Origin of the sequence: Sphingomonas sp. NIBR02145, assembly GCF_027359115.1 — a bacterium.
GTDB lineage: Bacteria > Pseudomonadota > Alphaproteobacteria > Sphingomonadales > Sphingomonadaceae > Sphingomonas > Sphingomonas kyeonggiensis_A.
This window is the reverse complement of sequence record NZ_CP114791.1, coordinates 527,898-548,039: the sequence shown is the minus strand read 5'-3', so window position 1 is coordinate 548,039 and position 20,142 is coordinate 527,898. Positions and strand designations below refer to the sequence as shown.

At 67.7% G+C, this 20,142-nt stretch carries 24 protein-coding genes; 17 read left to right on the top strand and 7 right to left on the bottom strand.

Annotation, left to right across the window (positions count from 1 at the left end; genetic code table 11):
- The first annotated feature begins 6 nt into the window (after positions 1–6).
- Genes O3305_RS02640 through O3305_RS02615 form a run of 6 tightly spaced genes read left to right on the top strand, consistent with a single transcriptional unit; the run spans position 7 to position 5,888 of the window.
- Positions 7–624 carry a hypothetical protein gene (locus tag O3305_RS02640; RefSeq protein ID WP_269575026.1) on the top strand — a complete coding sequence of 206 codons (618 nt, stop codon included), beginning with the start codon at positions 7–9 and terminating at the stop codon, positions 622–624.
- Positions 621–1,766: a hypothetical protein gene (locus O3305_RS02635; protein WP_269575025.1), complete on the top strand. Its 1,146-nt coding sequence runs from the start codon at positions 621–623 to the stop codon at positions 1,764–1,766. The genes O3305_RS02640 and O3305_RS02635 overlap by 4 nt, the downstream gene beginning before the upstream one ends.
- Entirely contained in the window at positions 1,756–2,712 is a 957-nt protein-coding gene (locus O3305_RS02630) for an AAA family ATPase (RefSeq protein WP_269575024.1), read from the top strand. The genes O3305_RS02635 and O3305_RS02630 overlap by 11 nt, the downstream gene beginning before the upstream one ends.
- The gene (locus O3305_RS02625) at positions 2,709–4,001 is read left to right on the top strand and encodes a DUF58 domain-containing protein (protein WP_269575023.1); all 1,293 of its coding nucleotides are present in this window, start codon (positions 2,709–2,711) and stop codon (positions 3,999–4,001) included. The genes O3305_RS02630 and O3305_RS02625 overlap by 4 nt, the downstream gene beginning before the upstream one ends.
- On the top strand, positions 3,998–5,011 hold the full coding sequence (locus tag O3305_RS02620; RefSeq protein ID WP_184167022.1) for a stage II sporulation protein M: 1,014 nt from the start codon (positions 3,998–4,000) through the stop codon (positions 5,009–5,011). The genes O3305_RS02625 and O3305_RS02620 overlap by 4 nt, the downstream gene beginning before the upstream one ends.
- Positions 5,004–5,888 carry an RDD family protein gene (locus O3305_RS02615; RefSeq protein ID WP_184167025.1) on the top strand — a complete coding sequence of 295 codons (885 nt, stop codon included), beginning with the start codon at positions 5,004–5,006 and terminating at the stop codon, positions 5,886–5,888. The genes O3305_RS02620 and O3305_RS02615 overlap by 8 nt, the downstream gene beginning before the upstream one ends.
- A 129-nt stretch (positions 5,889–6,017) precedes the next feature.
- On the opposite strand, the gene O3305_RS02610 is transcribed toward O3305_RS02615, so the two are convergent.
- The gene (locus tag O3305_RS02610) at positions 6,018–6,437 is read right to left on the bottom strand and encodes a VOC family protein (protein ID WP_269575022.1); all 420 of its coding nucleotides are present in this window, start codon (positions 6,435–6,437) and stop codon (positions 6,018–6,020) included.
- A 67-nt stretch (positions 6,438–6,504) separates the two neighbouring features.
- Here O3305_RS02610 and O3305_RS02605 point away from each other — a divergent pair, with 67 nt between their 5' ends.
- From O3305_RS02605 to O3305_RS02580, 6 genes are all read left to right on the top strand, one after another.
- Positions 6,505–7,833 carry an NCS2 family permease gene (locus O3305_RS02605; protein WP_269575021.1) on the top strand — a complete coding sequence of 443 codons (1,329 nt, stop codon included), beginning with the start codon at positions 6,505–6,507 and terminating at the stop codon, positions 7,831–7,833.
- Between the two features lie 56 nt (positions 7,834–7,889).
- Positions 7,890–9,347, top strand: a complete 1,458-nt coding sequence (locus O3305_RS02600; RefSeq protein ID WP_269575020.1) for a UxaA family hydrolase — start codon at positions 7,890–7,892, stop codon at positions 9,345–9,347.
- Between the two features lie 113 nt (positions 9,348–9,460).
- Complete coding sequence (locus O3305_RS02595; protein WP_269575019.1) at positions 9,461–10,390, top strand: hypothetical protein; 930 nt, start codon at positions 9,461–9,463, stop codon at positions 10,388–10,390.
- Between the two features lie 111 nt (positions 10,391–10,501).
- Positions 10,502–10,732 (top strand): hypothetical protein, encoded by a 231-nt coding sequence (locus O3305_RS02590; protein WP_184167040.1) that lies wholly within the window; start codon positions 10,502–10,504, stop codon positions 10,730–10,732.
- A 5-nt stretch (positions 10,733–10,737) separates the two neighbouring features.
- Positions 10,738–11,262: a gamma carbonic anhydrase family protein gene (locus O3305_RS02585; protein ID WP_269575018.1), complete on the top strand. Its 525-nt coding sequence runs from the start codon at positions 10,738–10,740 to the stop codon at positions 11,260–11,262.
- 69 nt (positions 11,263–11,331) lie between these two features.
- Positions 11,332–11,745 (top strand): hypothetical protein, encoded by a 414-nt coding sequence (locus tag O3305_RS02580; RefSeq protein ID WP_269575017.1) that lies wholly within the window; start codon positions 11,332–11,334, stop codon positions 11,743–11,745.
- On the opposite strand, the gene O3305_RS02575 is transcribed toward O3305_RS02580, so the two are convergent.
- Positions 11,742–11,909: a hypothetical protein gene (locus tag O3305_RS02575; RefSeq protein WP_269575016.1), complete on the bottom strand. Its 168-nt coding sequence runs from the start codon at positions 11,907–11,909 to the stop codon at positions 11,742–11,744. The genes O3305_RS02580 and O3305_RS02575 overlap by 4 nt on opposite strands.
- Before the next feature lie 177 nt (positions 11,910–12,086).
- Between O3305_RS02575 and O3305_RS02570 the strand changes: the two genes are divergently transcribed.
- On the top strand, positions 12,087–13,031 hold the full coding sequence (locus O3305_RS02570) for an NAD(P)H-dependent flavin oxidoreductase (RefSeq protein ID WP_269575015.1): 945 nt from the start codon (positions 12,087–12,089) through the stop codon (positions 13,029–13,031).
- A gap of 195 nt (positions 13,032–13,226) precedes the next feature.
- Here the strand turns inward: O3305_RS02570 and O3305_RS02565 are convergent, their stop codons facing one another.
- Together O3305_RS02565 and O3305_RS02560 are read right to left on the bottom strand one after the other, a co-directional pair.
- Entirely contained in the window at positions 13,227–13,685 is a 459-nt protein-coding gene (locus O3305_RS02565) for a DUF1465 family protein (RefSeq protein ID WP_269575014.1), read from the bottom strand.
- A gap of 92 nt (positions 13,686–13,777) precedes the next feature.
- The gene (locus O3305_RS02560; protein WP_184167058.1) at positions 13,778–13,975 is read right to left on the bottom strand and encodes a YdcH family protein; all 198 of its coding nucleotides are present in this window, start codon (positions 13,973–13,975) and stop codon (positions 13,778–13,780) included.
- A 167-nt stretch (positions 13,976–14,142) separates the two neighbouring features.
- On the opposite strand from O3305_RS02560, the gene O3305_RS02555 reads away from it, so the two are divergent.
- A complete protein-coding gene (locus O3305_RS02555) occupies positions 14,143–14,298 on the top strand; it encodes a YdcH family protein (RefSeq protein WP_269575013.1) in 156 nt (51 codons plus the stop codon).
- Positions 14,299–14,606: 308 nt separating this feature from the next.
- On the opposite strand, the gene O3305_RS02550 is transcribed toward O3305_RS02555, so the two are convergent.
- Together O3305_RS02550 and dksA are read right to left on the bottom strand one after the other, a co-directional pair.
- Entirely contained in the window at positions 14,607–14,981 is a 375-nt protein-coding gene (locus O3305_RS02550; protein ID WP_184167064.1) for a PilZ domain-containing protein, read from the bottom strand.
- A gap of 136 nt (positions 14,982–15,117) precedes the next feature.
- Complete coding sequence (gene dksA, locus O3305_RS02545) at positions 15,118–15,585, bottom strand: RNA polymerase-binding protein DksA (protein ID WP_184167067.1); 468 nt, start codon at positions 15,583–15,585, stop codon at positions 15,118–15,120.
- A 468-nt stretch (positions 15,586–16,053) separates the two neighbouring features.
- On the opposite strand from dksA, the gene O3305_RS02540 reads away from it, so the two are divergent.
- Positions 16,054–17,058: a PEP-CTERM sorting domain-containing protein gene (locus O3305_RS02540; protein WP_269575012.1), complete on the top strand. Its 1,005-nt coding sequence runs from the start codon at positions 16,054–16,056 to the stop codon at positions 17,056–17,058.
- 46 nt (positions 17,059–17,104) lie between these two features.
- Here O3305_RS02540 and O3305_RS02535 read toward each other — a convergent pair whose 3' ends face one another.
- Positions 17,105–17,563: a host attachment family protein gene (locus tag O3305_RS02535; RefSeq protein ID WP_269575011.1), complete on the bottom strand. Its 459-nt coding sequence runs from the start codon at positions 17,561–17,563 to the stop codon at positions 17,105–17,107.
- Positions 17,564–17,651: 88 nt separating this feature from the next.
- On the opposite strand from O3305_RS02535, the gene serS reads away from it, so the two are divergent.
- Together serS and O3305_RS02525 are read left to right on the top strand one after the other, a co-directional pair.
- Positions 17,652–18,923 (top strand): serine--tRNA ligase, encoded by a 1,272-nt coding sequence (gene serS, locus O3305_RS02530; protein ID WP_269575010.1) that lies wholly within the window; start codon positions 17,652–17,654, stop codon positions 18,921–18,923.
- Positions 18,924–19,009: 86 nt separating this feature from the next.
- Positions 19,010–20,128, top strand: coding sequence for a M23 family metallopeptidase (locus O3305_RS02525; RefSeq protein WP_269575009.1), 1,119 nt, complete (start codon positions 19,010–19,012; stop codon positions 20,126–20,128).
- The last annotated feature ends 14 nt before the right edge of the window (positions 20,129–20,142 follow it).

The window sequence follows — 20,142 nt, the reverse complement described above, 5'->3', positions numbered from 1 at the left end:
TTCGGCGTGAGCGTACAGGGACCGGCTGCACAGTCCGTCGCCAGGGCGCATGAGGCGCTGCGGGCCCGATCCGATATCCAGTTCGAGATGGCGACTGCCAAGCCGCCCGAGATTCCGCCCTGGATGCGCTGGCTGGGGCGGCAGCTGGCCGAGGTTTCGCCCTATCTGGGCTGGATCCTGCTGGGCGTGCTGCTGCTCCTCCTCGCGATCTTCCTGTTCATGCTGTTCACCACCTTCGTGCGCGGCCGCGCCTCGCGCGATGCCCACGCCGAGACAGCGCATGACGCCGCGAGCTGGCGCCCGACCGAGACGGCGGCCCGCGCGCTGCTGGCAGAGGCCGAGGCACTGGCCGGGCGCGGCAACTATGCGGAAGCGGTCCATCTGCTGCTTCAGCGCAGCCTGGAGGATATCCAGCGGCACCGCCCGCGGCTGCTGCGCCCCGCCCTCACCAGCCGCGAGATCGCCGGATCGGACTGGATGCCCGAGATCGTTCGCCGGGCCTTTGCCGCGATGGCGGCGCCGGTCGAGCGCAGCCTGTTCGGCGGCCGCAGCCTGATACGCAGCGACTGGGAAGAGGCGCGCGCCGCCTATGGCGAGTTCGCGCTGCCAAAGGCCTGGAAATGAGCGCCGACACCACCGCCTCGCCCTTCACGATGCGCACCGTGCTGGTGCTGGTCGCGCTGGGCGTGGTCGGCTTCCTGTCGTTCCTGCTGATGACCGCCTATGGCGAGGACCTGCAGCCGAGCCAGCGCCCGGGCAACCACGCGCTCGCCACTTCGGCGATCGGCTTCTTCGGCGCGGCGGAGCTGGTGCGGCAGGTGCACGGATCGGCGCGCATGGTGCGGCGCGACGGCGATCTCGATACCTCCGACACGCTGGTGATCACGCTGGAGCCGACCACCGATCCGGAAACGGTCGAGAAGCTGATCAAGCGCCGCGCGAGCCAGCCGACGATCCTGGTCCTGCCGAAATGGCTGACCATGCCGCGGCGCGACAAGCCCGCCTGGGTGACGTCCTTCGGCACGATCCCGACCGGGACGGTCTCGCAACAGATCGCGAAGGTCACGAGCGCCAGCATCTCGGAAACCCCGAACGGCCTGCGCACCCTGAGCGGCGCAGGGCTGGAACCGGTGCTCGAGGACAGCGGCGGCAAGGCACTGGTCGTCACCATGAAGGATCAGCCGACGCTGATCGTCGCGGATCCCGACCTGCTCGACAATCAGGGTCTGAAGACCCTGGCCGGGGCGGCACGCGCGATGGAAGTGCTCGACTGGTTCGATGACGGCCAGCGCGGCATCGCCTTCGACCTCACCCTGCACGGCTTCTCCAGCAATCCGAACCTGCTCAAGCTCGCCTTCGAGGCGCCGTTCCTGCCGCTGACCCTGTGCCTGCTGGTCGCCGCGCTGCTCGCCGGCTGGCAAGCGCTGCTGCGCTTCGGCCCCGCCTTGCCCGAACTGCGCGGCGTCGCCTTCGGCAAGCGGGCGATCGCCGAGAACGGCGCGGCGCTGCTCCGCCTCGCGGGCCGCCGCCACCGCACCGGCGACCGCTATGCCGCGCTGATCCGTGACAGCGCCGCCGGCGCCACCGGCGCGCCGCCCAACCTGCCGCCCGAAGCGCTCGACCGCTATCTCGACCGGCTCGACAAGGACGGCGAGCCCTTCACCGCCATGGCCGAACGGGCGAGCCATGCCCAGGACACGCGCGCGCTGCTCGATGCCGCCCGCGCCCTCTATCAATGGAAAAGGACCGTCACGCGTGAACATTGAGGAAGTGAAGGCGCTGGGCGATGCGATCCGCGCCGAAGTGGGCAAGGCCGTGGTCGGGCTCGACGAGGCGGTGGAGCTGATGCTCGTCGCGCTGTTCGCCTCGGGCCATATCCTGCTCGAAGGCCCGCCGGGCACCGCCAAGACCTTCCTCGCCCAGTGCTTCGCCCGCGCGGCGGGGCTCGACTATGGCCGCATCCAGTTCACGCCGGACCTGCTGCCTGGCGACATCCTGGGCTCGAACCTGTTCAACTTCCAGACCAGCCAGTTCACGCTGACCCGCGGCCCGATCTTCACCGAGCTGCTGCTCGCCGACGAGATCAACCGCACCCCGCCCAAGACGCAGGCGGCGCTGCTCGAGGCGATGCAGGAGCGCACCGTCACGATCGACGGGATCGACCACAAGCTCTCCGACCGGTTCATGGTGGTCGCGACGCAAAACCCGATCGAGAGCCAGGGCGTCTATCCGCTGCCCGAGGCACAGCTCGATCGCTTCCTGTTCAAGTTCGAGGTCGGCTATCCCGACCTGGAGCAGGAGCGCAGGATCGTCGCCCAGCAAGGTGCACGTTTCGGCATGCCCAAGCCCGACGAATGGGGCGTGAGCCGGGTCGCCGATCACGCCACGATCAGCGCCGCAGCGGATGCGGTGGCCGGCGCGCGGCTTGCCGATGAAGTGGTCGACTATGTCGTCCGCCTCGTCCGCGCGACCCGCGCGACCGGCGACCTGCAGATCGGCGCCAGCCCACGCGCCGCCGCCACCCTGGCAGCCGCCGCCCGCGCCCATGCCGCGCTCGACGGGCGCGATTTCGTGCTGCCCGACGATGTGAAGAAGCTCGCCCCGGCGGCGCTGCGCCACCGCGTGATCCTCTCCCCCGCCGCCGAGATCGACGGGCGCACCGCCGATGCGATCATCGCCGGCCTGATCGAGCAGGTCGAGGCACCGCGTTGATCCGACCCAGCATCCGCTGCGTGCTGCTGATGGCCGCGGGGGCGCCGCTGGCGCTGCTCGTCGGCGTGTTCGCGCCGCAGTTCTGGTTTGCCGGGCTGGCCTGGGTGCCGATAATCCTCGCCTTCGCCGCGATCGACGCGGCGCTGGCACCGCGCGCACCGTTGCTGAGGACGAGCTGCCCGGGGTCGATCGAGATCGGCGCGCCGCTGATCGTCGAAATCACCGTGGCGGACCGGCCGATCGACGGGCTGGAGCTCGCCGTGGCGACCGGCCCGAAGCTCGCACCGCGCGCCGAAGGTCGCATCCGCCTGGGCAAGCGCGAGAACCACGCCGCGATCGCCTTCCTCCCCGTGCGCCGCGGCACCGACAAGGTCGAGGCGCTGTGGAGCCGCTGGACCGGCCCGTTCGGCATGATCTGGCGCCAGCGCGTCGAGAAGCTCGACCGGACGGTGGTGATAACGCCCGATATCCGCCCGGTGCGCAACTCGGCGCACCTGCTGCTCCGCGATGCCCAGATGGGCGAGATGGCCCGCGTCGATCGCGGCGAAGGCAGCGAGTTCGAGGCGCTGGCCGAGTGGAAATCCGGCATGGAGCGCCGGACGATCGACTGGAACCACAGCGCCCGCCACCTCAAGCTGCTGGCGCGCGAGAACCGGATCGAGCGCAACAACCAGGTCGTCTTCGCGATCGATACCGGCCGAGTGATGTGCGAGCCGATCGACGGCCTGCCCCGCGTCGACCGCGCGATCACCGCCGCGTTGCTCGGCGCCTATGCCGCGCTCAAGCTCGGCGACCGGGTGGCGCTGTTCGGCTTCGACTCCCAACCCCGCGTCGCCTCGGGCGCAGTCTCAGGCACCCGCGCCTTCCCGCTGATGCAGCGCCTCGCCGGGCAGCTCGACTACAGCAGTGTCGAGACCAACTACACGCTCGCCCTTGCCACCCTGGCGGGCGACCTTACCCGGCGTTCGCTGGTGGTGATCTTCACCGAATTCACCGATCCCACCGGCGCCGAGCTGATGATCCGCGCCGCCACCAACCTGCTGCGCGGCCATCTCGTGCTGTTCGTGATCCTCGCCGATGACGAGTTGGAAGACCTGGCCGGTACCGAGCCGGTGGCGATCGACGATGTCTCGCGCGCGGTGATCGCCGCCTCGATGCTGCGCGAACGCCGGATCGTCGCCGCGCGGCTGCGCCATGCCGGCATACATGTGCTGGAGGCGAAGCACGACCAGGTCGGCGCCGCGCTGGTCCGCCAGTATCTCGATTTCAAGCGGAGGAACCTGCTGTGAGCAGCGCCGCATCGAGGCAGTTCGCCAGCGCGCGCTTCCGCGAGGAGCGCACGGTCGACTGGCTGGAGCTGGAGCAGCGCATCCTGGAGATCGAGCGCGGCCGCGCCCGTACCTTGTCGGACGAGGACCTGCTCGAGCTGCCGGTGCTGTATCGCGCCGCCCTCTCCTCGCTTTCGGTCGCGCGCGAGACTTCGCTCGACGCCGATCTGGTCGCCTATCTGGAGGCGCTGTGCGCCCGCGCCTATTTCGTCCTCTACGGCGTCCAGCCACCACTCCGCCGGCGCATCGCCGCCTTCTTCCTCTCGGGCTGGCCGCTGGCGATGCGGTCGATCGCGCGCGAAACGCTGATCGCGGTGCTGATGATGGCCCTGGGCGCGGTCGCCGCCTATTGCCTCGTCGCCAGCGATCCGAGCTGGTACCATTCGATCGTGCCCGAGGGGCTTGCCGGCGGCCGCGGCCCGCAATCGAGCGCGGCCGAGCTGCGCCAGGGCCTGTATGACGGCGGCGGCTCCGGCCTGCTCGGCGCCTTCGCCACCTATCTCTTCACGCACAACGCCCAGATCTCGCTGATGTGCTTCGCGCTCGGCTTCGCGTTCGGCGTGCCGACATTGCTGCTGCTCGTCTATAACGGCTGCATTCTCGGGGCATTCATGGCGGTGTTCGCGTCAAAGGGCCTTGCCCTGCCCCTCTCCGCCTGGCTGGCGATCCATGGCACCACCGAACTGTTCGCCATCGCCATCGCCGGTGCCGCCGGCATCCGCATCGGCATGGCCCTCGCCTTTCCCGGCAAGCTTTCGCGCACCGCCGCCACTGCCAAGGCCGGCCGTACCGCCGCCTTCGCCATGATCGGCGTGGTGCTGATGCTCGCCGTCGCCGGCGTGCTCGAAGGAGTCGGGCGCCAGGTCATCACTTCGGACGTGATCCGCGTCGCGATCGGCGGCACGGCATTGCTCGGCTGGCTCGCCTATTTCTACCTGATCCCCGTGCGCGGCGAGGCGCTGGATGGCTGAGGTTCGCACGGCGTCCGGCAAGGGGCACGACCAGGACAGGAACCGCCGCACCTTCGTCACGCCCGAAGGGGTGGACCTGAAGCTCGACATCGCCACGGTGGGCGAGCGCATCGGCGCGTTCATGATGGATCTGGTGCTGATCGTGCTGACGCTGGTGCTGTTCACCATCGCGCTGCTGTTCATCCTTGCCGGCACCGGCGCCGTGCTCGCCCAGGCGCTGATCATGGTCTGGCTGCTCGGCTTCTTCGCGCTCCGGAACGGCTATTTCGCCGCGTTCGAGCTCGGCCCGCGCGCCGCTACCCCGGGCAAGCGGCTGATGAAGATGCGGGTGGTGTCGCGCGACGGCGCGCGGCTGCGCGGGCATCAGATCGTCGCCCGCAACGCGATGCGCGAGCTGGAGCTGTTCCTGCCGCTCTCCTTCCTCGGCTATCAGAGCGCGCAGGGCATGGCGAGCTTCGCCACCGGCCTGTTCGGGCTGCTCTGGACCGGCATCTTCGCCTTCTTCCCCTTCTTCAACCGCGACCGGCTGCGCGTGGGCGACCTGATCGCCGGCACCTGGGTGGTCCGCATGCCACGCCGGACGCTGAGCAACAGCGTCGCCGCGCGCGTCGTGTCCGAGGAGGCGCGCTACAGCTTCAGCGACGCCCAGCTCAGCGTCTATGGCGAGTTCGAGCTGCAGAAGCTGGAGGAAGTGCTGCGGCGGAACGACGAATATTCGATGATCGTCGTCGCCCGCACGATCCGCGAGCGGCTGGGCATGGAAGATGATGGCGGCGGCGACCACGCCTTCCTCGAGGCCTATTACACCGCGCTGTGCCAGCGGCTGGAACGCGGCATGCTGTTCGGCAAGCGCAAGAAGGACAAGTATCAGCGGTAGGTGGGGAGCTCCCTTACCTCCGTCATGCTGAACTTGTTTCAGCATCCAAACCTCCCCAACCGAAGCCGTCGCCAGTGGAGGGTTGGACCCTGAAACAAGTTCAGGGTGACGAGCATTTGGGTGACTACATCAAACCGCGAACAGCTGCCCCAGATCCCGGAACGCCTTGAACTCCAGCGCATTGCCGGCGGGATCGAAGAAGAACATTGTCGCCTGCTCGCCCGGCTTGCCGACGAAGCGGACATGCGGCTCGATCACGAACTCGGTCCCCGCCGCGCGCAGCCGCTCTGCCAGCGCCTCCCATTCCGCCCAGCCGAGCACCAGCCCGAAATGCGGCACCGGCACGGCATCGCCGTCCACCGCGTTCCGCGCCCTCACCCCGGCTCCTTCAGCCTTGTGGACGACGAGCTGGTGGCCGCGGAAATCGAAGTCGATCCAGTGGCCCGGATCCTCGCGCCCCTGCGGGCAGCCGAGCGTGCCGCCATAGAAGGCGCGCGCCGCCTCGATATCGTCGACGGGAATGGCAAGGTGGAAGAGCGGTGCGGTCATGTGCGCCAGCCTAGGCCGATGCGCGCGCCCGCGCTATGCTCGTCTCCGGGCTATTGGGGGACGGAAAATGGCGGAAAGCCGGATCGAGCGCCACTTCGCGCTGGCCGAGCGCGGCACCACGGTGCGCACCGAAGTGCTGGCGGGCGGCACAACCTTCCTGACCATGGCCTATATCATCGTGGTCAACCCCGCGATCCTCGGCGCGGCGGGCATGCCGGTGGCCGCGGTCGCCGCCGCGACCTGCCTTGCCGCCGGGCTTGCCAGCATCCTCATGGGCCTCACCGCCAATGTGCCGCTCGCACTGGCGCCCGGCATGGGGCTCAACGCCTATTTCGCCTTCACCGTGGTGCAGGGCATGGGCGTGCCCTGGCCGGTCGCGCTGGGTTGCGTGTTCCTGTCCGGCATTGCCTTTCTGCTGCTCACCTTTGCCGGCATCCGCCAACTCATCATCGCCGCGATCCCGCCCCAGCTGTTCGCGGCGGTCGCGGGCGGCATCGGCCTGTTCATCGGCCTGATCGGCCTGAAGAACGCCGGGATCATCGTCACCAGCCCGGCGACTTCGGTGACGCTGGGCGACCTCCATGCCCCCGGCGCGGCGCTCGCATTGTTCGGGCTGGTCCTCACCGCCGGGCTGGCGGCGTGGAAGATACGCGGCGCGATCCTGATCGGCATCGCCGCCACCACGCTGGCCGGATGGGCAACCGGCCAGGTTTCCTTTAAGCCCGAACCCTATGACCTAACCGCGATCGGCCAGGTCGCCTTCCATCTCGACCTTGCCGGCGTGTTCGGCCTGTCGGGCAGCCATGGCCTGGGGCTGTTCGAGATCCTGTTCGTCTTCCTCTTCGTCGATCTTTTCGACAATGTCGGCACGCTGGTCGGCGTCACCCGCCGTGCCGGGCTGATCGACGCGCAGGGCCGCATTCCGCGGCTCAACCGCATATTGTTCACCGATGCCGTGGCGAGTATCGCCGGCAGCCTCGCCGGCACCAGCACCGTCACTTCCTATGTCGAGAGCGCTGCCGGCGTGCAGGCGGGCGGACGCACGGGCCTCACCGCCGTGGTCACGGGCATCCTCTTCCTGCTCGCGATGTTCGTCGCCCCCTGGGCGCAGCTGGTGCCGCTGGCGGCGACCGCGCCTGCGCTGGTGCTGGTCGGCGGGCTGATGATGGCCCCGCTCGCGGACGTGGACTGGGACGATGCCGAAATCGCAATACCGGCCTTCCTCACCGTCGCGATGATCCCCTTCACCTTCTCGATCGCCAACGGGCTGGCCTTCGGGATCACAGCTTATGCGCTCATCCGCCTGATTAGAGGCAAGATTACTGCCGGAGACTGGCTGCTGCTGGTGCTTGCCGGGCTGTTCGTGATCCGCTTCGCCTGGCTGGCGGCCGGCTGACGCTACGTAGTGGAAACCGGTTTCCATGCAGCCGGCGCGGACCTATATCGGCGCACATGACGCTCGCCCTGTTCCGTATCGCCCCCAATGACAGCACCGCCACCGCGCTGCGCGACCTCGAAGCCGGCGAGCAGGCGCTGGGGGTGACGCTCGCCGCCCCGGTGGCCAAGGGTCACAAGGTCGCGGTCAAGCCGATCGCGGCGGGCGAACCCGTGCTCAAGTTCGGCTTCCCGATCGGCGTCGCCACCCGCGACATCGCGCCGGGCGAGCATGTCCACACGCATAATGTCTCGACCGCGCTCAAGGGCAGCGGCGACTATGCCTTCGCGCCCTCCACGCACGACGATTCCGGCTTCGAAGGCCCGGGCTTCCTGGGCTATCGCCGCGCCAATGGCCGGGTCGGCACGCGCAACGAGATCTGGGTGATCCCCACGGTCGGCTGTGTCGGACGGACCGCGCAGAAGATCGCGGAGCGCGCGGCGGTGCTGCACGCCGGCAAGATCGACGGCGTCCACGCGTTCCCGCATCCGTTCGGCTGCTCGCAGCTGGGCGACGACCTGCAGGGCACCCGCGCGATCCTGTCGGCGCTTGCCAACCATCCCAATGCCGGCGGCGTGCTGATCGTCGGGCTCGGCTGCGAGAACAACCAGATCAAGGGGATGCTGGAAGGCATCGACCACCCGAACCTGCGCACCCTCGGCGCTCAGATGGCAAGCGACGAGATCGAGGAAGGCCTGGCGCTGGTCGAGGAACTCGTCGCCGGTGCCCAGGCCGAGCGCACCCCCGCCCCGCTTTCCGAGCTGGTGCTCGGCGTGAAGTGCGGCGGCTCGGACGGTTTCTCGGGCCTCACCGCCAATCCGCTGGTCGGGCGCATGGCCGATGCGGTCACCGGCGCCGGCGGCACCGCGATCCTCACCGAGATCCCCGAGATCTTCGGCGCCGAGCAGCTGCTGATGGCCCGCGCCAGCGACGAAGCGGTATTCGACGGCATCGTCCACCTGGTCAACGACTTCAAAGACTATTTCGTCCGCAACGGCGAGCCGGTCTCCGAGAATCCCTCGCCGGGCAACATCGCCGGCGGCATCACCACGCTCGAGGAGAAGTCGCTGGGCGCGGTGCAGAAGGCGGGGCACGCCATTGTCACCGACGTGATCCCCTATGGCGGGCAGGTCCGCCGCAAGGGGCTAACTCTGCTCGAGGCACCGGGCAACGATGCAGTTTCCTCGACCGCGCTGGCCGCCGCGGGCGCGACCGCGATCCTGTTCACCACCGGCCGCGGCACGCCGCTGGGCTTCCCGGTGCCGACGATCAAGATCGCGTCGAACCATGATCTCGCCACCCGCAAGCCGGGCTGGATCGACTTCGACGCCGGCCAGGTGCTCGAAGACGGCATGGACAGCGCCGCCGACGCGCTGCTCGACACGATCGCCGCGATCGCATCGGGCAAGGAAACCGCCGCCGAGCGCAATGGCGAGCGCGAAATCGCAATCTGGAAGCGCGGCGTAACCCTCTGACCCCACAAGAAATGCCAACGAATTAGCCTCGGACCTTTCGGAACGGGTGAGTCATGACTGTGCGGCCCGCGCATTTCTGTTAACCATATCCTCCGCGACTCAGGGGGGATGACGTGGCGACTATTCTGGCTTCGATCGGCAACCTGGCGACGAGCGCGACCAAGGCCGCCGCCGCCCAGCCGATCAGCGCCGATGCGATCTACTGGCCGGCCTGGATCCTGGTCGGCGGCGTGTTGCTCGCGCTGCTGGCGGTGATCGGCATCCTCACCTCGCTCAAGTCCGCCTTGCTCGCCAAGCCGAAGAAGCGCGACGAGGAATTCACCCGGATGCTGGCCCGGCAGGTGTGGAAGCACACCGCGACGGTCACCGACATCTTCGCCCAGCGCCTGCGCCACCCCCAGCGCGACGTGGTGACGCTGCGCGTGCTGCTCCGCCTGTTGCGCGAGGACATTGCCGGCCCGGTCAATTTCGTCGAGCAGATGCGCCCGCACGCCCCGGCGAGCTGGCCCGATTACGAGCTGTTCGCCGCCTTCAACAACTGGAGCGGCCAGATCGCGGCGATGGAATCGCAGCTCGCCGACATGCAGCAGATGCTGAGCTATCCGGCTGTCCGCGAGCCGGTCGACGCGCACCGCGACGCGATGCTCGTCCATTTCTACGCCACCGAGCAGGTCGCGATGGGCCAGACCGTCTCGACGCTCGGCAACCACGCCATCGCCGTGTGCGAGGCGGCAAAGAAAGTGCTGAAGAAAGAGCCCGGCGGTTTCAAGTTCGGCGGCGCCGGCCACGATCCTGACGAGGAGCACGACCATGGCTGCCCGGCCTGTGGCGGTGGCCCGCACAGCGCCTATGCCGGCGCCAATGCGCGCGATCTGCTGCCGCTGCCCGATCCGCCCGAGAAGCCGAAGAAGAAGGAAGAGCCCAAGCCGGCCGCCGCGCAGCTCAGCTACTGCGTGACGCCGCAGCCCTGCCATGTCTGCACGCCGGTGCCCTGCGCCTGCACGTGCAGCTGCAAATCGGCCCCCGCGACGGCGCATCACTAGGTCGTTTCGGCGGCGGCGAAACCTTGCTGCACTGCGATAAACCGGAGGTGCCCGGCATTGAAGCGTTAACCCTCGTCCCCTAGAGTCCCCCGGGGATTTTGGGGTGGGTTGATGACCGAGTTTCTCGTCTTCGCATATGCAATGCTGGCCATGTTCGTGATCCAGTCGATGGCGCGCAACCATCGCGAGCAGCGTGCCAATTCGCAGGTGGTGACGATGGTCGGCTGGGGCCTGTTCTCGCTCTCCTCGACGCTGGCGGTGCTGCTCGGTGCGGTTGCGCTGGCACTGGCGATGGGCGCCAACATTCCGCTTCCCCAGGGCTTCGAAGCGCCGCTATTCTGAGCGGCATGCCGCTATACGAATTTGCCGGGCGACGCCCGCTTGTCGCCGAGGATGCCTGGGTCGCGCCGAGCGCGGACCTGATCGGCGACGTCCATCTCGCCACGCTCGCCTCGGTCTGGTTCGGCGCCGTGATCCGCGCCGACAACACTCCGATCCTGGTCGGCGCCCGTTCGAACATCCAGGACGGCGCGATGCTCCATTCCGATCCCGGCGCGCCCTGCACCGTGGGGGAGGATGTCACCGTCGGCCATCACGCGATCCTGCACGGCTGCACGATCGGCAGCCGCACGCTGATCGGCATGGGCGCCACCATCCTCAACCGCGCGGTGATCGGCGAGGACTGCCTGGTCGGCGCCGGCGCGCTGGTCACCGAGGGCAAGGAGTTCCCCGCAGGCCACCTGATCGTCGGCAGCCCCGCCAAGGCGATCCGCCCGCTCGACGACATGCAGAAGGCGATGCTCAAGGCCAGCGCCGCGCTCTACGCCGCCAAGCAGCGCGAATATGCCGCCGGATTGAAGCGGATCGACTGAGCCGCTTACCGACAACCGTCACATTGCCGGTCTAGCCCAAGCCCTGGATTCGGTTTCGGGAGGTGCGCGATGGGCTTGTTCGACTGGTTGAAGCGCTTCGCCAAGGCACCCGCCACCGCCGCGGCGGAACTCACCCCGCCCGCACCCGCGCCGGAGCCCGAGAGCGGCTGGCACACCGGCTGCGAGGGCGACACGCTCTGGGTGCTCGATCCCGACGGCAAGCGCCACACGCTGCCGCTGTCGCATCTCCACGCGGTTGCGATCGAGACCAGCGACACCGGCCCGCTGGGCGACGATTTCTGGTGGCTGTTCTACGGCCCGGACGAGGACGTCGCCTTCACCCTGCCCGGCGGCGCGAGCGGCGAAGGCGCGATGGCGGAGAAGATCGCCGCCCTGCCCGACTTCCATCACGACATGTATGCCGCCGCGATCCGCTCGACCGATGTCGATACCTTCGTCGTTTGGCAGCGGCCGTTCGACTAGTTGTCGAGCCGCTTGGTCACCTCATAGCCCGCCTTGTGCAGCGCCATCACCGCGGCCAGCGCCTGGTAATGGCTCTCCTGCCCCGGTTCGTAGAGCTGGCCGCTCTGCTGGCCGGCGGCTTTGATCGCGTCGCGGACGATGACGTAGATTTCGTTGGTGACCATGGCGCTCCCCGGAACATTGCGTGCCGTGGAAATGGGGAGGCTTCGGGCAGGCTTCAATGCGATTCGGTCCGAGTCGGCCCTATCGCTGCACTGCAGCATGCGCGCGCACCCCGCGCTTACGTAGCGTCGCCTGCACCGGGCTGGACGGCCATTCCGGTTTCGCTACAAAACTGATCCATGGCATTGCCTCCGCTCTTCGATCGCCTTCGGCTCCCGGTCATCGGCTCGCCGCTGTTCATCATCTCGGTACCCGAGTTGGTCATCGCCCAGTGCAAGGCGGGGATCGTCGGATCCTTCCCGGCGCTGAACGCCCGGCCGGACACCCGGCTCGACGAGTGGCTGCACCAGATCACCGAGGAACTCGCCGCCTGGGACCGCGACAATCCGGACACGCCGGCCGCGCCCTTCGCGGTCAACCAGATCGTCCACCGCTCCAACCCGCGGCTCGAGCATGACGTCGCCGCCTGCGCCAAGTGGAAGGTGCCGATCGTCATCACCTCGCTCGGCGCCCGGCCCGAACTGAACGACGCGGTGCACAGCTGGGGCGGCATCACCCTGCACGACGTGATCGACGATCGCTTCGCCCACAAGGCCGTGGAAAAGGGCGCGGACGGCCTGATCCTCGTCGCCACCGGCGCCGGCGGCCATGCCGGGCGCCTCAGCCCCTTCGCGCTGGTCCAGGAAGTGCGCGAGTGGTTCGACGGGCCGGTGATCCTGTCCGGCGCGATCGCCAATGGCCGCTCGGTGCTGGCCGCCCAGGCGATGGGCGCCGACCTCGCCTATATCGGCTCGCCCTTCATCGCCACCGACGAGGCCAATGCCCAGCCCGACTACAAGCAGGGCATCGTCGACGGCACCGCCGACGACATCGTCTATTCGAACCTCTTCACCGGCGTGCACGGCAACTACCTCAAGGCGTCGATCGTCAATGCCGGGCTCGATCCCGACAATCTGCCCGAGAGCGATCCGAGCGCGATGAACTTCGGCGGCGCCAAGGCCTGGAAGGACATCTGGGGCTCGGGCCAGGGCATCGGCGCGGTCCATGCGGTCGAGCCGGCGGCGGTGAAGATCGAGCGGATGAAGGCGGAATACGCCGCAGCCAAGGCGGCGCTCTGCGGCTAACCACGTTTTAGTGGCAGTTCCCGGCCTGGACGGTGAAACCCAGCTGTTCCCCGGCGAAGGCCGGGGCCCAGTTGCAATGTCTTCCGAGAGGCTCCAGCGCCATCGATAGTGCGCCGAGACTGGGCCCCGGCCTTCGCCGGGGAACCGAGAAGAAACCAACGCCGCGGTTGCCCCTCCCGCAAGAGGGAGGCGGATTTAGAAAGCCGCCGCCAGCCGGTTCATCATGCTGCGCGCCGGGCTCTCGATCACGACATTCTCGTCGAGCGTCTCGTCGAGTCGGGCGACGCGGCGATACAGGTCGATGCTGGTGGTGATGATCCCCACTGCGTTGGGCGGCATCGCGTCGAGCAGCGCCGCCTCGGTCTCCGGCGCATCGCCCAGCCGGCGCGACGGCATCAGCGCGTCCCCGGGCTGGATCTCGCCGGCGTCGACCGCGCGTTGGGTGAGCAGCCAGGCGATGATGTGCATCAGCCGCGTGGTCACCTTGAGCGATTCGCAGGAGAAGGCGACGCGGTTGAGCGCTTCCAGCGACTCGCGCTCGTCCCGGCCCAGCTCATCGAAATAGCCGCGCGCCTCGTCGGCCAGCAGCATCGCCTCGACATAAAGCGAGTCGATCAGCTTTCGGTGGATCTGCGCGGTGCCCTGTTTCCCCATATGGCAACGCTGCCACAGCCTCGATGGTAACGAAATGCTTAATTTCGCAGTGATTTCGTCCCGATCCGGATCATGGCCGGATCGGGGCCGAATCAGGCGATGATATCGGGGATAAGCTGGTCCTCGAGCTGCACGATTTCATCGCGCAGCATCAGCTTGCGCTTCTTGAGCCGGGCAACCTGAAGCTGGTCGGACGTGCCGGTGGCGAGCAGTGCATCGATTGCCGCATCCAGATCGCGATGCTCGGTCCGCACCGCTTCGAGCCGCCGCACAATCTCTTTCTCGTCCATCGCGAACGCCCCCGTACTCGGATCTCCCTGCACCACGCCGGAAAGCTCCGCAACGGATCATCGCGCTAATTTTGCATATCGTCGATTAGGCAAGATTCACCCGCGACAAAGCTGTGGAAAAGTGATCTATTCACAGGTTCCGGCCACCGATGAAGGAGACTGCTTCCATGCAGAACGCGCATTTCTCGGCACTCTCGGCCAAGCACTCCGTGCTCGACCAGCGAATCGCCGCCGAATCGCAAAGGCCCCAGCCGGACCATCTGGTCCTGGCATCCCTGAAGAAGCAGAAGCTTCGCATCAAGGAAGAGATGGCGCGCCCCTAGGCTGCGCCGCGCAAACAGGGGTGTGGCCAGGCCGCACCCCGACGGCGCGAAAGTCACCAAACAGCAAGACCAGGGCGGAGGCCCGCGCTTTTCGCGCCTTCCGCTCCTCCGTCATTTACGTCCCCTCTCCCGTCATTCCCGCGAAGGCGGGAATCCAGGGTGGCTTGGGATGTCCGATGCATTGAGCGTCCGGTTCGCCGGATATGCCGAAGCGAGCAGCAAGCGTGTTGCTCGGGACTCTGGACCCGCCTTCGCGGGGATGACGACCTGAATGGGAAATCGCGAACAGCGAACGCCGCGGGCGCGACTCAGCGCCGAGTGAAGATCGGCTTCACAAAGGCCGGCGTATGCGTGCCGCCGCCTACCGGCTTGCGCGCCAGCATCGGGTCGATCGGCGTATCAAAGGCAACGCCCACCCGGCCGTCGGTCGCCCAGGCGATGCGGCCGCTCACCCAGCCAACGCCGCGCACCTCGACTTCGACGGTAGCGCCACGCTCGATCGGAAGGGCGTATTCGGCCATCAGCCCGCCCTGGGAAAGGTTGCGGACCCGCACCTGCTCGACCGGCCGCCCCGCCACGCGGAACTGGGCCGCCAGCATCAGGCTGTCACGCGAGCCGCTGCGCTGGCTGGAGAAATCGTCCGCCGACAGCGCCGTCAGGGGATCAAAGGAAAACTGGTCCATCGTGTCGCTCGAAACGCAAGGGGGTTACGCGCGGAGAATACACCCGCAAACCTTGTCGAAAGCGTAAACAAAAGACGAAAATGTGCCCCCACGGCTGTCCCGCGGAGGCACAAAAAAGGAGGCCATAAGCCCCCTGCTATTCTTCCCGCGATACCTTCTCGTTGCGCTCGTGCCGCTCCTGCGCCTCAAGCGTCATCGTCGCGATCGGCCGGGCTTCAAGGCGACCGAGGCTGATCGGCTCGCCGGTCACCTCGCAATAGCCATATTCGCCGTCCTCGATCCGCCGCAGCGCCGCGTCGATCTTGGAGATCAGCTTGCGCTGGCGATCGCGGGTGCGCAGCTCGATCGACCAGTCGGTCTCGCTCGAAGCGCGATCGGTGAGATCGGCCTCGCGCAGGGAATCCGTCTGGAGCTGATTGAGCGTGCCCGCGGCTTCGCGGAAGATATCGTCCTTCCACGCGTTCAGCTTGTCACGGAAATATTCCAGCTGACGCGGGTTCATGAAGGGTTCGTCGTTGCTCGGCCGATAGCCGTTATCGCCGTCATTTGCGGCGGGAGGAACGCGTTTACCCGGTTCGTCGAAGCGATCCAAAACAGTAGCCATCCCCACTCTCCACTCCGGTCCCATTCGGCCCGAGCCGTACGGAGACCGTTTGCCCTGCGCGGCCCTATACTTTCGCGCGAGGACGTTAACAAGCGTGTGGTTGTTTTAATCCACAGGTCTAATACCCCGTAAATGGAAGGAAATTACCGGGGGCTGAACCGGGCGGGAAACGGGCCCGGATTCACCACGAATGTTCACACTTCGCCGCACAGGAAACCTCTCGATCGTACCGAAGTAGAACATTAACCATCACAGAAGAAATCCACCGCCCCAAAATCGACCGCAAATATGGTTAAGCATCACTTACCGCGTTGCACTTAACAGTTTGTTTTGCACTTTTCCGGCATTGAGAGGCGTGAAGCTGCTGACGATCCTGTGGGGAGCGGCACGCCAGCAACAGGAAGAGTGGGGACAATGTCGGTTCGGATGGCCTTGGCTAAACTGTGCGCCTGCACTTGCGGGGGCGCGGTGATTGGCGGCGGTGGCGTCTATGTCACCGAACGCATCCACCAGCCGCGTGTCGTCAAGCAGGTCACCGTCGCGAAGAAGCGAGTCGTCAAGCGCACGGTGGCACGCCCCGTGAAGCGAGTCGTCAAGCGCACGGTCACCACCACCACCCAGGGCCAGCCCCAGGTCGTCGTCGTCACGGCACAGGGCGCTCCGATCCCGACGCCCCCGCCCTATTTCGGCGGCGAGATGCCGGTCGTGTCGTCGAGCAGCAGCGGTTCGTCCTCCGGCGCCGTGATCGGCGGTTCGGGCGGCGGCGGCTTCATGGGCGGCTTCTTCGCCGGTGGATTCTTCGGCGGTTCTTCCTCGTCGGGCAGCTCCGGCGGCTCGAGCGGCATCAATATCGAGATCTCGTCGTCCAACTCGTCCTCGTCGGGCGGCTCGACTTCCACCTCCACCGGTGGCTCGTCGACCTCGACGGGCGGTTCCTCGACCTCGACTTCGACCGGTGGCTCCTCGACCTCCACGTCGAGCGGCCAGGTGAGCTCCACCTCGTCCTCGGGCGAGATCAGCTCGACTTCGTCCAGCTCGACCTCGAGCGGCCAGGTCAGCTCGACCTCCTCGTCGAGCGGCGACGTGTCTTCATCGACCTCGTCGTCGTCCAGCGGCGACGTCTCGTCCTCGACCAGCTCGTCCACCAGCTCTTCGTCGAGCGGTGACGTGTCGAGCTCGTCGTCCAATTCCTCGTCGACCAGCTCGTCCAACTCGTCGTCGACTTCGTCCTCGTCGAACGGTTCCAGCAGCCACTGGAGCAATTCGAGCGGCTGGGGCTCGAGCGGCCATCACGGCTCGAGCAGCTGGGGCGGCAGCAGCAGCTGCGGTCGCGGCTGCGGCGGCAGCAGCTCGGGCGGCCCGGCCCCTGTGCCGGCACCGCCGATGATCCTGCTGTTCGGCGGCGCCGCCGCGGCGCTGGTCGCCCGCAAGCGCTTCGCCAGGAAGAAGCCGGACGACTCGACCGACGCCTGACACGAGAAAACCGTCATCCCCTCGAAAGTCGGGATGACGGAACAGGTTATTCCGCCCGGAGCAGCGCCTGCTCGATCTCCGGGATCGGATGATCGGTCAGGTCCTTGGCAAGCTCGCCGGCCAGCCGGTCGCTCACTTCCTTGTGATAGTGTTTGCGCAGCTCGCCCAGCGTCTTGGGTGGCGCGATGATGATCAGCGACTCGAAGTCCTGGCGAAGCGCCCGCTCCTTGAGCAGCGCGGCGGTGTCGGCGGCGAAGCGGTCTTCTTCCAGCTGGTGGAAATCGACTTCGTCCATGTTGCCGCCGCCCCATTGCGCGCCCGAGGTCCGCGTGCCCATCGCGCCGCCGGCAAGGTCGGTCGCCTGATCGTGATGCGCGGGGTTGTGCTTGTCGACGACCTTCTTCTCGACCTGCAGGTTCGGATATTGCGCGTCGCCCTCGTTCCTCAGGAACAGCATCTTGCGCCCATCCGCCACCACCACGACTGCGTCATGCGGAACCTGCATCTCGATTCTCCTATGGTTTGATATCTCCGTAAACGCCCCCATGCGCGCCAGGGTTGCGCCGCGGCGGGCGCGAAGTCATACGCCCGACATGCACGATATCCGCGCCATCCGAGAGAACCCCGAATCCTTCGACGCCGGCCTCGCCCGCCGCGGGCTGGAACCGCAGTCCGCCGCGCTGCTGGCGCTGGACGAGAAGCGCCGCGCGCTGATCACCGAGGCGCAGGCCGCGCAGACCCGCCGCAACGAGGCATCCAAGGCGATCGGCGCCGCCAAGGCGCGCCGCGACGACCCCATCGACCTGATGGCCGAAGTCGCCGCGCTCAAGGAGCGGATGCCGCAGATCGACGCCGAGGAGAAGGCCGTCGGCGCGGAGCTGACCACCCTGCTCGCTGCGCTCCCCAACCTGCCCTATGCCGATGTGCCCCAGGGCGCCGACGAGGAAGCCAACCAGCTTGTCGCCACCGTCGGCGAACCAACCGCCCTAGCCTTCGAAGCCAAGGAGCATGACGCATTCGGCCCGGCGCTCGGCCTGGACTTCGAGACCGGTGCCAGGCTCTCCGGCACGCGCTTCACCCTGGTCCGTGGTGCAGCCGCCAAGCTCCACCGCGCGCTCGGCCAGTTCATGCTCGATACGCTCGAAGCGCATGGCTATGAGCAGGCGATCCCGCCGCTGCTGGTGCGCGAGGAGACCATGTTCGGTACCGGCCAGCTTCCCAAGTTCGCCGAGGACAGCTTCCAGACCACCGATGGCCGCTGGCTGATCCCCACGGCCGAAGTGAGCCTGACCAACATCGTCCGCGAGCAAATCCTGTCCGAGGAAGAGCTGCCGCTGCGCTTCGCCGCGCTCACCGCCTGCTTCCGCTCGGAAGCCGGCTCGGCGGGCCGCGACACGCGCGGTTTCATCCGCCAGCACCAGTTCGAGAAGTGCGAGATGGTCTCGATCACCACGCCCGAGCAGAGCGAGGCGGAGCATGAGCGCATGACCCAGTGCGCCGAGGGTATCCTCACCGCGCTCGGCCTGCCCTTCCGCCGGATGAAGCTGTGCAGCGGCGACATGGGCTTCACCGCGGCGCGCACCTATGACCTCGAAGTGTGGCTGCCCGGCCAGGCCCGCTACCGCGAGATTTCGTCCTGCTCGACCTGCGGCGATTTCCAGGCGCGCCGGATGAACGCACGCTTCCGTCCGGCCGGCGAGAAGGGCACCCGCTTCGTCCACACGCTCAACGGCTCGGGCCTCGCGGTCGGCCGCACCCTCGTTGCGGTGCTGGAGAACTATCAGCAGGAAGACGGCTCGGTGCGCGTTCCCGACGTGCTCAAGCCCTATCTGGGTGGCCTGGAAGTGTTCGCACCGGCAAACTGAGACACCTCCGCATTCAGACGTACCTGACGCGCGCGGAAATGCGCGCTATGGAGCGTCGGAGTATAGTTAATGCGGGGGTCGTTTCGATGGCGGTAAAGCGGATGGCGCCGGTGGCGCTGCTGTTGCTCGCTGCCTGTATTCCACAGCGCGGCACGGCCTATGAAGAGCCCGGCTACCGCCCCGCCCCGCAGTCGCGCCAGGATCGCTATCCTCAGCCGCAGCAGGAGCGATGGGAGCGTCCCGCGCTCGGCAACGAGCAGGACGTCCGCCGCCTCCCCGCACCGCCGCCCGCCTGGCAGGCGCGCAAGGTCCAGGCGGATTCGCGCGTCATTTCGGGCCGTACCTACACCGTCCAGCCCGGCGACTCGCTCCGCTCGATCTCGGGCAAGACCGGCGCCGGATCGGAAGCGATCGCGCGGGCCAACAACATCCCCTCTCCCTTCGTCATTCGCGTCGGGCAGAAGCTGGTCATCCCGGGGGGCCGCTACCATCTGGTCCGCGACGGCGAGACCGGCATCGCCATTGCAGTGGCGTACGGCGTCGCGTGGTCGCGGATCATCGCGGTCAACGACCTCGAGGAGCCGTATATCCTGCGCACCGGCCAGCGCCTGCTGATCCCGGACGATACGCTGCCTCCGCCGCCCTCGGGCCGCCCCGAGACGATCGAGCAGCGCGCCGCGCGCTTCCACCTCGATCTCGGCGTCGACGACATCGTCACCGGCGGCCAGCCCGCCATTGCCGAGAAGGCCCGCCCCGCCGCGCCGACCGCCTCCTCTGCGCGCGTCCTGTCGCCGACCACCCCGGTCGCCGCCCCGGCGCGCCTCGCCGGCGGCTTCCAATGGCCGCTCCGGGGCAATGTCGTGAAGCGCTTCGGCCCCGGCGCGAGCGGAGAACGCAACGACGGCATCAAGATCGCCACGCCGCTCGACACCCCCGTGCTCGCCTCGGCCGACGGCGTCGTCGCCTATGTCGGCTCGGACATCCCGGCGCTCGGCGGCCTCGTCATCCTGCGCCACGGCGACGGCTGGACGACCGTCTATGGTCATGCCGGCCAGCTGCTCGTCCAGCGCGGGCAGGCGGTGAAGAAGGGCCAGATGATCGCGCTGTCCGGCAATTCGGGCTTCGCCGACCGTCCGGAGCTCCATTTCGAGATCCGCCAGGGCCGCACCCCGGTCGATCCGCTACCGCGCCTCCCGGCCCGCTAAGCTCTCGCCAGCGC